Annotated in this window: 15 protein-coding genes; 9 read left to right on the forward strand and 6 right to left on the reverse strand. The window is 63.4% G+C overall.

Going from position 1 to position 12,305, the window contains the following annotated elements:
- Nucleotides 1–40: 40 nt before the first annotated feature.
- Both AC0L2R_RS01610 and AC0L2R_RS01615 read right to left on the reverse strand, forming a co-directional pair.
- Nucleotides 41–559, reverse strand: a complete 519-nt coding sequence (locus AC0L2R_RS01610) for a hypothetical protein (RefSeq protein WP_287057604.1) — start codon at nucleotides 557–559, stop codon at nucleotides 41–43.
- Complete coding sequence (locus AC0L2R_RS01615; protein WP_473507515.1) at nucleotides 556–1,281, reverse strand: DUF2259 domain-containing protein; 726 nt, start codon at nucleotides 1,279–1,281, stop codon at nucleotides 556–558. The genes AC0L2R_RS01610 and AC0L2R_RS01615 overlap by 4 nt, the downstream gene beginning before the upstream one ends.
- A 141-nt stretch (nucleotides 1,282–1,422) precedes the next feature.
- Between AC0L2R_RS01615 and AC0L2R_RS01620 the strand changes: the two genes are divergently transcribed.
- On the forward strand, nucleotides 1,423–1,677 hold the full coding sequence (locus AC0L2R_RS01620) for a DUF2171 domain-containing protein (RefSeq protein ID WP_128246624.1): 255 nt from the start codon (nucleotides 1,423–1,425) through the stop codon (nucleotides 1,675–1,677).
- Between the two features lie 23 nt (nucleotides 1,678–1,700).
- On the opposite strand, the gene AC0L2R_RS01625 is transcribed toward AC0L2R_RS01620, so the two are convergent.
- On the reverse strand, nucleotides 1,701–2,702 hold the full coding sequence (locus AC0L2R_RS01625) for a P1 family peptidase (protein ID WP_473507734.1): 1,002 nt from the start codon (nucleotides 2,700–2,702) through the stop codon (nucleotides 1,701–1,703).
- Nucleotides 2,702–3,778 (reverse strand): branched-chain amino acid ABC transporter substrate-binding protein, encoded by a 1,077-nt coding sequence (locus AC0L2R_RS01630; RefSeq protein WP_473507516.1) that lies wholly within the window; start codon nucleotides 3,776–3,778, stop codon nucleotides 2,702–2,704. The genes AC0L2R_RS01625 and AC0L2R_RS01630 overlap by 1 nt, the downstream gene beginning before the upstream one ends.
- Nucleotides 3,779–3,969: 191 nt before the next feature.
- Between AC0L2R_RS01630 and AC0L2R_RS01635 the strand changes: the two genes are divergently transcribed.
- From AC0L2R_RS01635 to AC0L2R_RS01665, 7 genes are read left to right on the forward strand one after another with little or no spacing between them, the layout of a single operon-like run.
- On the forward strand, nucleotides 3,970–4,464 hold the full coding sequence (locus tag AC0L2R_RS01635; protein ID WP_023798233.1) for a flavin reductase: 495 nt from the start codon (nucleotides 3,970–3,972) through the stop codon (nucleotides 4,462–4,464).
- A gap of 33 nt (nucleotides 4,465–4,497) precedes the next feature.
- Nucleotides 4,498–5,427, forward strand: coding sequence for an AAA family ATPase (locus tag AC0L2R_RS01640; RefSeq protein WP_473507517.1), 930 nt, complete (start codon nucleotides 4,498–4,500; stop codon nucleotides 5,425–5,427).
- Between the two features lie 4 nt (nucleotides 5,428–5,431).
- Entirely contained in the window at nucleotides 5,432–6,682 is a 1,251-nt protein-coding gene (locus AC0L2R_RS01645) for a vWA domain-containing protein (protein WP_473507518.1), read from the forward strand.
- 28 nt (nucleotides 6,683–6,710) lie between these two features.
- Nucleotides 6,711–7,049: an XdhC family protein gene (locus AC0L2R_RS01650; protein WP_473507519.1), complete on the forward strand. Its 339-nt coding sequence runs from the start codon at nucleotides 6,711–6,713 to the stop codon at nucleotides 7,047–7,049.
- A 9-nt stretch (nucleotides 7,050–7,058) separates the two neighbouring features.
- Entirely contained in the window at nucleotides 7,059–7,763 is a 705-nt protein-coding gene (locus tag AC0L2R_RS01655; protein ID WP_473507520.1) for an XdhC family protein, read from the forward strand.
- Nucleotides 7,760–9,382 carry an NTP transferase domain-containing protein gene (locus tag AC0L2R_RS01660; protein ID WP_473507521.1) on the forward strand — a complete coding sequence of 541 codons (1,623 nt, stop codon included), beginning with the start codon at nucleotides 7,760–7,762 and terminating at the stop codon, nucleotides 9,380–9,382. Before AC0L2R_RS01655 ends, AC0L2R_RS01660 begins: the two co-directional genes overlap by 4 nt.
- 32 nt (nucleotides 9,383–9,414) lie before the next feature.
- Nucleotides 9,415–10,299, forward strand: a complete 885-nt coding sequence (locus tag AC0L2R_RS01665; protein ID WP_473507522.1) for an alpha/beta hydrolase family protein — start codon at nucleotides 9,415–9,417, stop codon at nucleotides 10,297–10,299.
- Here AC0L2R_RS01665 and AC0L2R_RS01670 read toward each other — a convergent pair.
- Nucleotides 10,296–11,345, reverse strand: coding sequence for a DUF1176 domain-containing protein (locus tag AC0L2R_RS01670; protein WP_473507523.1), 1,050 nt, complete (start codon nucleotides 11,343–11,345; stop codon nucleotides 10,296–10,298). The genes AC0L2R_RS01665 and AC0L2R_RS01670 overlap by 4 nt on opposite strands.
- Nucleotides 11,346–11,469: 124 nt before the next feature.
- On the opposite strand from AC0L2R_RS01670, the gene AC0L2R_RS01675 reads away from it, so the two are divergent.
- Nucleotides 11,470–11,976: a DUF1993 domain-containing protein gene (locus AC0L2R_RS01675; protein ID WP_128173199.1), complete on the forward strand. Its 507-nt coding sequence runs from the start codon at nucleotides 11,470–11,472 to the stop codon at nucleotides 11,974–11,976.
- A 44-nt stretch (nucleotides 11,977–12,020) separates the two neighbouring features.
- Here AC0L2R_RS01675 and AC0L2R_RS01680 read toward each other — a convergent pair whose 3' ends face one another.
- A complete protein-coding gene (locus AC0L2R_RS01680; protein ID WP_023798224.1) occupies nucleotides 12,021–12,185 on the reverse strand; it encodes a hypothetical protein in 165 nt (54 codons plus the stop codon).
- Between the last annotated feature and the right edge of the window lie 120 nt (nucleotides 12,186–12,305).

Raw genomic sequence — 12,305 nt, forward strand, 5'->3', positions numbered from 1 at the left:
AGGGCGTTCGCCCGCGTCGTAACAGAGGCAGACAAAATGCTCAACGCTGCTGCCGCGCAAACCAGATGCTGGCGAGAGCAAGCGCGATGAAACCGAGCGGAAAATAAAGCCGGATACCCAGCACGATGAATTGATAGAACGCCGTTGCCATGGTGTGCACGAACTGGATGGACCAGCCAATGGTCAGTGCAGGTTCATGCCACTGGGCATAGTAGGAACGGTATTGCAGCGCAAAGAGCCCACCGGTGAAGCCGATCGTGGTGGCAAGAAGGCAGACAAACGCGGCCGCCAAGGCTACTTGCCAATGCCGCCCGAGCGAGACGAGCCGCGCCAGGAACAGGCCAACCGGAAAGGCGAGCGCACCGCCCGCCGCATAGAGCAACGAGACGAAGCGGATATTTGCCGGGGTCACCCAGTCGTCCAGCAGCAGATTGACAAGTGCGCTGGCGCCCATCGCGGCGGCCCACAGCAGGGCGCCGCAAACTGCGGCGGACGGCGACGGCAAGGCCTTGCGGATGCGATCCAGGACGCCGTTGCGTATGGCGGGGAGCGACGTCACAGCCGGCCGGTCACCGCGATCCAGCGATAGTCAGGCCCTTCGAAGCCGTACTGGCGCACCGCGATCAGCACGGCATAGGCGCTGAGGCCCTGCATGGAAAATGTCTGCACCGCGCCGATTCGATAGCCGTTCGGGCAGCCTCTGCTTTTGGGGATCGACTTGTCTTCGTGCAGGAGTTCAGTCTTGCCACCGCCTTTCGCCTCGATGCGCAACAGACGAAAGCCGTTGATCTCGCCAAGGTTTTGGCAGGTTTCGGTATGGTTCATGCCGATCTCGTCGAGTCGGAACTCGAGCGGATCATCGACCGGCGAAAAGATCGGCCGCGGGTTGACCACCATGCGGAACGGATCGGCCGAAAGCTCGGTCACCGGGTTGGAGCCGGCGGTGATGCCGCGATTCGCCGTCAATTCCGCCTGTTTGATGATAGCTTCACCTTTCTGACGGGCTGCAAGACGCGCCGCGTCGAGCGTTGCGTTCTCGTCGTCAAGCCGCACCCTGATCGGTGTGCCCTTGAGAAAACTGTCGTCGGCGGTGTTGATGTAATAGCGATTGGCATAGGGAAACCCCGACCCGTCCTGGACACCGTACTCCTCGAAGGCGAAGGCGCCGCCATCCCCGGTGAAGCCGAGGATTTCAAGCTCGGCAACATCGCCGGCATGCGCGGCGAGCGAAGTTGCAAACTGGGCAAGGAGGGACACAGCAAACAGGACGAGAATTCGCATCGGATTTCCGTTTGAGCAGCCAGAGTTGTTTCGATCACTATCACGACATCGTCAAAACGTCGTGTCCTCTGAGACGCAACCCGATGCATCCAATCGTGCCGTCATTTGTTTATGTTGGCAGCTTGAAATGGAGCACCCACAATGACCGATGCAGCCAGCATTCGCGAACATATGGAAGTGATCGGCGCCGACGGCGTCCATGTCGGCACTGTCGACAAGGTTGAGGGACACCGAATTAAGCTGACCAAGCGCGACAGCGGCGAGGGCGCCCACAGAGGGCATCACCACTTCATTCCGCTCAGCCTCGTAGCCGAAGTCGAGGGCCAGAAAGTCCGGCTGTCGGCAAATTCGGATGTCGCGGTCACGTTCGAGGAGGAAAAATCCGATCCCACCTGATGACGGGCCACGGCAGCCCGCATTCAACGCGACGACCAGACCGGAAACAGGTCGCCATCGGCGGGCGTCGCGGCAAAGACGCCGCGGCTGATGGCGCGCGCCATGGTGGCGCCGGCCGCGGCGTAAAGCTCGATGGCGTCGTTGGGCGCGAGCTCGATGCCGCTCTTGCCGGTCGCCAGCGCGAAAACCAGATCGCCGTCGGCCGGCGTATGTGTCGGCCAAATGGCGCGCACGAAGCCGTCATGCGCTGATATCGCCAGGCGTTTTGCGGCGGCCTTGGTGAGAAGTGCGTCCGTGGCGATGACGGCGATGGTCGTGTTGCCTCCGACGTGCTTGTCGCGAAATTTCAGCAGGATCCTTTTCGCGTCCGCCGGCATCGGCGCGGGATAACCAAGCCCGCCGAACTCGTCGCCGATCTCGAAGGGCGCTGCCCAGAAGTGCCTGCTTCGGGCGATCGTCACCGAGCCGGTCGGATTGACGGCGGCGAGTGCGCCGATGGTGACGCCGCTGTCGAGCACCGTCGAGGCCGATCCGAGGCCGCCCTTGAGGCCGGAACTCAGGGCACCGGTGCCCGCGCCGACCGTGCCGAGCGGAAAATCGATGCCGACTGCCTGTGCCGCCTCATAGCCGAGATCGCGGTAGGGCGGATAGCGGCCCCAGTCCTTGTCGCCGCCGTTGCGCAGGTCGAACAGGATCGCCGCCGGCACGATCGGCACGCGAAAGCCGCCGACCTCCACGCCGATGCCGTTTTCGCGTAGTGCCGCCTGCACGCCGGAGGCGGCATCGAGACCGTAAGCCGAGCCACCCGAAAGCACCACGGCATGGATCGCCTCGATCGAATTGTGCGGCTCGAGCAGGTCGGTCTCGCGGGTGCCCGGCGCGCCGCCCAGGATCTGCACACCGGCCACTGCCGGATCGTCGCAGACGACGGTGGTCACCCCGGACTTCAGCCTCACATCGGAAGCGTTGCCGACACGCAGGCCGGCGACATCGGTGATGAGATTGCGCGGCCCGGTGCGAAACATCATTTGGCCTCCGCCGGCACGAAATTTGTGCCGTTGAAACGGAAGACCCGATAAAGGTTTTCGGTCAAGTCGCCCTTGCCGTCAAAGCGGATCGGTCCGATCGCGGTGCTGAAGTCATGCGCGGCGAGCGCATCGGCCAGTGGCCTGCCGGAGGTTTCGGCCGTCGCCGCCCTGGCGATCTCGACCGCCGCATAGGCCGGCAGCGTGTAGCCCTCCGGCACGATCTTTTGTGCGGCAAAGCTTTCGAGCACCCTGGAGTCGGCGACATCGGCCCATTCGGGCGGCGCAAACATCAGCGTGCCCGTGGCATAAGGCACGTCGCCGGGCGCTGTGCGCAGCGCTTCGCCGCCGGCAAAAATGATGCCGGCATCGAGCTGGCCGGCGTCGCGGCCCATGATGGCGATATCTTCGCCGTCGCCGCCGGCGAAGACATGCGTTGCGCCGGCCTTCCTCAGCCGCCCGATCAGCCCGATCTGGTTGTCGAGCTGCGGCCTGAATGTGTCGACGAACACCGGTTTCAGCGCCGCCTGCTCGGCTGCCGCCCGAAGCGTCTCGGCGATTTCGCGGCCGTAAATCGTGCCGTCGTCGATGATGGCGAACAGCTCGTTCTGCCATTGGCGGGTGAGATTGAAGGCGACGGCGTTGCGCTCGTCATCGCCGCGCGGCCCGAGCCGAAAGATCGGCCAGCCGGTCTTGGCGCGCCGGTCGGTCAGGCTTTCGGTACGCACGCCGACGGTGATGACCGGTATGTTGGCGTCCTTCAGGATCGGCAGTGCCGCCTCGATCGCCTCGGTGCAGAGGAAGCCGACGACCACGCCGACCTTCGCCGCAACGAATTCCCTCGCCGCGGCAGCCCCGCCATCGGCCGTGCAGGCGTCGTCGACAACCTTGAGTTGAGCACCGTTCGCCGCTGCTGCCAGGCCGGCGCCCGCCTCGATCTGCTTGCCGAGGGTCGCCGACGGCCCGGACAGTGGTGCCGCGACACCGACCAGCAGCGTCTCAGCGTTGGCATCACCGGCAGACAGCCAGGCCAGCACCGCTATTGTCGTTGTCGTGCCTATTGTCCGGGGTCGCATGCGAGCGAAGAATTCCTCCGCGCCGGTCGCGTGTTTGCCGGCGCCACTTCCTGCCAAGACCTAAAGGCTGGTCAGCTTTCACGCAACACGCGAAATTCAGGATGCATGTCAACCACTTCGCTTGTGGCATGCAATATGCCGCCATATATAACGGTTGGGTTCATCTCGCTTCAAACCAATGGAAATCGCCGGTGCTGAAGAAGAACGACATAGGGCCGCAGGCCTATCGCGACGCGATGGCCCATTTTGCCGGCCACGTCCATGTGGTCACCACCGATGGTTCCGCCGGCAGGCGCGGTGCGACTGTCATTGCAGCCTGTTCGGTGTCGGACACGCCGCCGACCATCCTTGTCTGCCTCAATCGCGAAAATCCCAAGAACGAGCCGTTCGTAAAGAATGGCAGGTTCGCCTTGAACGCACTGGCTTCGGACCAGGAGGCGCTGTCGGTCGGCTTTTCCGGCCTCACCGGCCTGCCCGTCGAGGAACGCTTCGCGCTCGGCGAGTGGGATATGATCTCGACCGGCGCGCCGACACTGAAGGGCGCGCTTGCCGTGTTCGACTGCGAACTGATCGATACCAAGGATCTGGCCACCCACCGTGTGCTTTTTGGCAAGGTGACAGGCCTGCGTATCGGCGATAATTTGCGGCCGCTGATCTATCACGACCGCGGCTATCACGCTCTGTAGAGGCTCTGGATGGGCCGCACGCACGGAGAGAGAATGACCGGGTTGAAACCACGCCCTACGCCGCGCACGATCGATGAGACGCTCGATCTCCTGACCGGCGCGGACTATGTGGCGGACCGGTCGCTGGCGACCGTGCTGTTCTTGTCGCTGCGCATGAAACGGCCGCTGTTCCTCGAGGGCGAGGCCGGCGTCGGCAAGACCGAGATCGCCAAGGTGCTGGCGCAAGCGCTCGGCCGCCGGCTGATCCGCCTGCAATGCTATGAAGGTCTTGATGTCTCTTCGGCCGTCTACGAGTGGAATTACGCCGCGCAGATGATCGAGATCCGCATGGAGGAGGCGGCCGGCAAGGTTGACCGCTCCGACATGGAGCGCAACGTCTTTTCCGAAAAATACCTGATCCGCCGCCCGGTGCTCGACGCGCTGACCGGCAAGGCGGGCGCCGCCCCGGTCTTCCTGATCGACGAGCTCGACCGCACCGATGAGGCCTTCGAGGCGTTCCTGCTCGAAATCCTCTCCGACTTCCAGGTCACGGTGCCCGAGCTCGGCACGATCAAGGCGGAGGAGCCGCCGATCGTCATCATCACCACCAACCGCACCAGAGAGATCCACGACGCACTGAAGCGGCGCTGCCTCTATCACTGGGTCGACTATCCGAATGCCGAGCGCGAGCTGGAAATCGTGCGCCGGAAAGTGCCGCAGGCCAACAGCCGGCTGTCCGCCGAGGTGGTTTCGTTCATCCAGAAGCTGCGCCAGATCGAACTGTTCAAGGTGCCGGGTGTGGCCGAGACCATCGACTGGGCCGGCGCGCTGACCGAACTCGACAAGGTGGCGCTCGATCCGGAAACCATTTCCGACACGATCGGCGTGCTGCTGAAATACCAGGACGACATTGCCCGTATCGAGCAGGGCGAAAGCCGGCGCATCCTCAACGAGGTCAAGGCCGAGCTTTCGGCGGCGGAGTAGGGCGATGGCAACGCCGCATCCCGAACCGAAAGAGGCAACGCCGGACGGGCGGATCGCCGATAACATCGTCTATTTCGCCCGCACCTTGCGCAAGGCCGGCATGCGGGTCGGCCCGGCCTCGGTCAAGGATGCCATCGAGGCGGTGCTGGCCGCCGGCATCGGTTCCCGCGACGATTTCTACTGGACGCTGCATGCCGTGCTGGTATCGCGGCACGAGGATCACCCCACCTTCGACGAAACCTTCCGGCTGTTCTGGAAATCGCACGAGCTGATCGAAAAGATGCTGGCGATGTTTTCGCCGGTGGCGCCTGATATCAGAGAGAAGCAAAAGCCGCGCGCTGCGGAAAACCGCGTCAGCCAGGCGATGTTCGAGGGCCACCAGAAGAACCAGCCGGCGCAGGAAATCCCCGAGATCGAGGTCGACGCCCGCTTCACATTTTCCGGCAACGAGGTGCTGAGGGGCAAGGATTTTGCCCAGATGAACGCCGCCGAGATGATCGACGCCAAGAAGGCGATCGCCGAGTTGCGGCTGCCCTTCGACATGGTCAGGACACGCCGCTTCAAGTCTAATGCGCATGGTCGCCGTATTGATCCGCGCGCCATGATGCGTTCCGCTGCGCGCACCGGCGGCGAATTGATCCTGCCGAAATTCCGTTCAGCCCGCGAGGTTCACCCGCCGCTGGTCGTGCTTGCCGATATTTCCGGTTCGATGAGCCAGTACACGCGCATCTTCCTGCATTTTCTGCATGCGCTGACCGAAAAGCGCCGGCGCGTGCACGCCTTCGTTTTCGGCACCAGGCTGACAAATCTGACGCGGCAGATGCGCCATCGCGATCCAGACGCAGCACTCGCCGACTGTTCGGCGGCGGTGATGGACTGGTCGGGCGGCACCCGCATCGGCGATACGATGGGCGAATTCAACCGGCTGTGGTCGCGGCGTGTGCTGGGGCAAGGTGCGGTGGTTCTCCTGATCACCGACGGGCTGGAGCGCGACGACGTTGCCGGCCTGTCGGAGGAAATGGAGCGCCTGCGCAAATCCTGCCGGCGGCTGATCTGGCTGAACCCGCTGCTGCGCTTCGACGGCTTCGAGGCGCGCGCCCGCGGCGTCAAGGCGATGCTGCCGCATGTCGACGAATTTCGCTCGGTGCACAATCTCGATGCGCTCGCCGACCTGTGCGCGTCGCTGGACAAGACTTCGGCGCGCTCCGTCGACCCACGCAGATGGATTGAGGGTGGCACGAGAGACGCAGCATAGTCATATGTTTTCTCAGGGACAAACGGTGATGGATAACAGTATTTATCTCGATGAGGCCCGCGATCCGCTGATCATCGCGGAAGGCTGGATGAAAGACGGCAAGGATGTCGCCATTGCCACCGTGGTCGAGACCTGGGGCTCGGCGCCGCGCCCGGTCGGCAGCCACCTTGTCATCGACGCGGACGGCAATTTCCATGGCTCCGTCTCTGGTGGCTGCGTCGAAGGCGCAGTGGTCACCGAGGCGATCGACGTCATCGACTCAGGCAAGGCGAAGATGCTGGAGTTCGGCGTCGCCGACGAAACCGCCTGGCAGGTCGGCCTATCCTGCGGTGGTCGCATCAAGGTCTATGTCGAGCGATTGGGTTAGGCCAGCACTATGGATCCGTATGCGCTGAAAACACTCAACGCCGAACGCCGCGCCCGCCGCGCGGTGATCCTGGTCACCGATCTCGGCGATGGCCGCGATCGCATCGTGCGGGAGGGCGATCAGGTCGCCGGCGAATTGGGCGCCGCGATCGCCAAGGCGTTTCGAACAGGCAATTCCGGGTCGGTCGAGGCGGAAGGGCGAACCTTCTTCCTCAACGCCTACCTGCCGCAGCCGCGCCTGGTGGTGATCGGCGCAGTCCATATCAGCCAGGCACTGGCGCCGATGGCCAGGATCGCCGGCTACCCCGTGGAGATCGTCGATCCGCGCACGGCCTTTGCCACCGCAGACCGCTTTCCCGATGTCGCGCTGCATGCCGAATGGCCGGAGGATATCCTGAAGCGCCAGCCGCTCGACAGCTATACGGCGCTGGCCGCCGTCACCCATGATCCGAAGATCGACGATTTCGCGCTGAAGGCGGCGCTCGACGCCAACTGCTTCTATGTCGGTGCGCTCGGCAGCCGCAAGACTCATGCGAAGCGGGTCGAACGCCTGCTGGCGATGGGCGCGACCGCCGACCAGATCGCCCGCATCCACGCGCCGATCGGTCTCGACATCGGTGCGGCGAGCCCGGCCGAAATAGCTGTGGCGGTGTTGGCGCAAGCGATCCAGGCGTTTCGTTCGCGCGGCCACGAATCCAAGGACGCGGTGGCGTGAAGTTTGGGCCAATCCCCATAGATACGGCCGAAGGCGCAGTGCTGGCGCATGCCACCACGGCCGGAGAACGGCGCTTGCGCAAGGCACACAGGCTGAGCGCCGAGGATGTGTCTTTGCTCAAGTCAGCAGGGATTTCGGAGGTTGTCGCGGCTGTTCTTGCTCCCGATGATTTGAGCGAGGACGCTGCCGCCGAAAAGATCGCCGAAAGCATGATCCATCGCAATGTCGAGGCGAAGCCCGCCGCGACCGGCCGGGTTAATCTGCACGCCCGGGCGGCCGGTATCTTCACGGTCGATGCCGCGATGATCAACGCCATCAACGCCGTCGATCCGACCATCACCATCGCCACGCTGGCGCAGCACGCGCCGGTCGAAAATGGCCAGATGGTCGCAACCGTGAAGATCATTCCCTTCGCCGTTGCTTCCGCCCTGGTCGATGCGGCGGCAAGGATCTGCGCCAGCGGCGAGATCTTTGCCGTCAATGCCTATCAGCCGGTGCGTGTCGGCGTCATCCAGACGGTTCTGCCCAGCATCAAGCCGAGTGTGCTCGACAAGACATTGCGGGTCACCGAAGCCCGTCTGGCGCGCTCAGGTGGCCGGCTGACGGCCGAGCGCCGCACGCCGCACGAAATTGGCGCTGTTGCGGAGGCCGCGGGCTCGCTGGCGCGTGACAACGATATTGTGGTGATCTTCGGCGCATCGGCGATGAGCGATTTTGGCGACGTCATCCCGGCAGCGATCGAGAAGGCCGGCGGCACCGTCATCCGCGCCGGCATGCCGGTCGATCCCGGCAATCTCCTGGTACTCGGCGCGCTTGCCGGCAAGCGCGTCATCGGCGCGCCGGGCTGCGCCCGCAGCCCCAAGGAGAACGGCTTCGACTGGGTTCTCGACAGGTTGATCGCCGGTCTCGACATGACGGCCAAGGATATTGCCGGCATGGGTGTCGGCGGTCTGTTGATGGAAATCCCGACTAGGCCACAGCCGCGCGAGCCGCTGCCGGCGCCAAAGTCTGAGAGTGCCGAGTTGAAGGTCGATATCGTGCTGCTGGCCGCCGGCCGCTCCAGCCGCATGGGCGGCCCGAACAAGCTGCTGGCACTGTTCGACGGCCAGCCGCTGGTGCGCCGCAGCGCCGAGCGCGCGCTCGGCTCCAAAGCTTCGGGCACCGTCGTCGTCACCGGCCATCAGCGTGAGCGTGTGCGCGCCGCGTTGTCGGGACTGGATGTGACTTTCGCCGATAATCCGGATTTCGCCGAGGGCCTGTCTTCATCGCTGAAGGCCGGCATCGCGCGGGTCAGAGCCGATGCTGCCGGCGCCATGATCGTGCTTGGCGACATGCCTGGCATCGCGTCAGCCGACCTCGACAGGCTGATCGATGCATTCCGCAAATCCGAGGGCCGATCGGTGGTGCGGGCCTCGCATGAGGGAAAGCGAGGCAACCCTGTGTTGCTGCCGCGTTCGCTGTTTACGGCGATCGCTCATCTGGAAGGCGATACCGGCGCGCGCCATCTGGTCGAGGCCGAGGGCCTCGACGTCGTCGATGTCGAGATCGGCAAGGCAGCGTCCATCGATGTCGACACCCCCGAGGCGCTGGAAGGCGCCGGCGGCGTGCTGCAGGATTGACAAACCGGGGCCGAAAAACGCATGCCTGAGGTATGGCTATTCGTACCGTCCTATGCGCCCTTCTGATTTCAATATTTTTCTTGTTTTCTTGCGCCGCTTACGCCGACGACCTCACGCTAAAGCCCTTCAAAGACGATCTGTTCGCCTATCCGGCCATCCTCTCTTCCGAGGGTGCCTATACAGTCGTCGACTATCGCGAGCTGCGCGATATCAACGCCCGCGACAAAGTGCCGGAGCGCCGCGCGCAGGCGCAGTATGTCGACACCGGTGTGCGCAAGGTGCAGCAGGATCTGCTGCTGAAGACCGACGCCGGCAATATCCGCCACGTCGCCGTCGGTCGCACACAAGGCGCCGGCGTCATCGTGCTCTATTTGCACGGGCAGGGCGGCAGCCGCAAGCAGGGCGTCGACGATTTCACCTTCGGCGGCAATTTCAACCGCATCAAGAACCTGATGGCCGGCAATGGCGGCCTCTATCTGTCGCCGGACTTCTCCGATTTCGGCGACACAGGTGCTGCCCAGATCGCCGCGCTGATCGGCCACTATGCCGAACGGTCGCCGGGCGCGAAGATCTTCGTCGCCTGCGGCTCGATGGGCGGCGCACTGTGCTGGAAGCTGGCCGCCCGCAAGGATACTGGCGGCCGCATCGGCGGGCTGCTGCTGCTCGGTTCGCTGTGGGATGAAGGTTTCTTCTCGAGCCCGGCCTTCAAGCGCCGTGTCCCGGTCTTCTTTGGCCAGGGCAGCAAGGACCCGGTGTTTCCTGTCGGGAAACAGGAGGCCTTCTTCCGTACGATCCTGGCCAAATCGAAGACCTATCCGGCCCGCTTTGTCCGCTTCGAGACCGGTACGCACGGCACGCCGATCCGCATGACCGACTGGCGCGGCACGCTCAACTGGATGCTATCGGAGGCCCCTTAAGGCGGTGTGTTGTAGTCCACGACCGTCTGCGGGTTGATCTCGCCGTCATAGGAGGCGTCGACATCGTACTGCACCAGCGAGAAATTGCCGTTGCGAAACAGATACGTGCCGGCCGACGCGGCATCTCCGACACCGCGCCACTTGTTGAGGGATGAGATCGTCTTGGTGGCGTCGTCATATTCGGAATTGACCAGCTGGTCGTCGGTCTGGAAGCCGGTGACGTTGATCGCCTCGACCTTGCCTTCGCTATCGTTGTTCTCATAGTGGATATCGAGTTCCGGCGAGGCGAACTGCAGCTGCCGGACGCCTGACACATCGTCGTGGACATAGTAGACGGCACTCTCATTGTAGGCAGCCATCGAGCAGAAGAAGCGAAACAGCCGCGTCTCGCGTTCGGGCTGATCGGCCTCGGCGCCGGCATCCTTGTAGCGCAGGGAGTAGGCGTCCGGCTCTGCCAAGGGCTCGCCGCCAGGCATTTCCTTGTCGCACTGGTCGCCATAAGTGGCCGCAAACGCCTTCTTGGCCTGCTCCAGAGCCGCATCCTTCTTCGGCGGCGGCGGTGCGTCGCCGCAGCTTGCCGGCACGGCGTCCTCGAATTCGGCCTTGGACGGTTTCAGCGCGCCCTTGTCGATGAAGATCGGGCGGAATGGCGGTTCCTGGATCGAGGCGTTGACCTGGCGCAGGGTGTAGCAGCCGGCAAAGATATTTTCGCTGCCGTCCTTGGCTGTCGCCCGGATGGCGACCGGAACATTGTAATAGATGCTGCCGGCCGCACCGTCTTCGGACACGCCACCGGTTTTGACCTCGACCCTTTCGGTGCCGTCATAGCCCTTGACGAAGGCGTCGAAATCCTGGACCGGCTTGGTATCGCCGAAATAGTCCCAGGCGCGCGCGAATTCTTGCCGGTTGATGGCGCTGTAGAACGAGCGGATGACCGCTTCGGCGTCCGACCTGTCGTCGACATAAGGCGCTTCGGCGGCGAGCACCGGTTGGCCTGTCACGGCAAGGGAGAAAAAAGCAGTCGCTGCAAAAAGGGCGCTTCTCATCGGGAATCTCCACCGGATGGGAAATCCTATCATAGCGATTGCGGCGACGTGGTGACGCTTGAAGAATCGCCTGCGCAGGCGCTAGGTGCCGCCGTCGGCGTTCCCGCCGGGATAGGAGATTCACGTGACCATATCGATGTACGAAGCGTCCGTGCCGGTGTTTTCGGCCAGGTTGAAGGCGCTATCCAACGTGCTGAACATCGCCGAGCAGAATGCGCTCGACCGCAAGATCGATCCGCAGGTGTTTTTGACGTCGAGGCTGGCGCCGGACATGTATGCGTTGACCAGGCAGGTGCAGATCGCGACCGACCACGCCAAGGGCGCGCCGTCGCGGCTTGCCGGTCGCGAGGTGCCGAAATATGAAGACAACGAGGCGACCTTTGCCGATCTCCAGGCGCGCATCGCCAAGACCGTCGACCTTCTGGCAACATTCTCGGCTGCCGATATGGACGGCTCCGATGACAGAATGATCGAGCTGAAGCTTGGCCAGCGCGAATTCTCGATGGCCGGCATGCAGTATCTGCTGCATCTCGCCATGCCCAATTTCTATTTCCACGTGACCACGGCCTACGACATCCTGCGCCACAATGGTGTGCCGCTGAGCAAGGCGATTTTCATGGGTTCACGTTGAAGAATTGGCGAGGAGATATCCCGGTCGAGCCGGGATATCCGTGACTAACGTGAGGACATTTCGCGGGCGACACGCGGAAAATCGGCTGGTTTGATGCCGATGTCGGCCCGGTCGGCATTGCTCATCGAATGAAGCAGCGCCAGAGCCGCGCGGTAGCGCAGATGTTCCTGCGGACGCGGACGGGCGAACATTTCAGTGAGGAAACCCATGATTCAAGCCCCTGGTTGGTCCTCCCAAGCCCCAATATAGGCAAACAATGACAATTGTGCAGTGCAGCATTAGCATGGCAGCCATGCCGCCCTGATTTTTTGACGTCGCCGAGCGCCCCC

The sequence above is a fragment of the Mesorhizobium sp. WSM4820 genome (genome assembly GCF_055811075.1).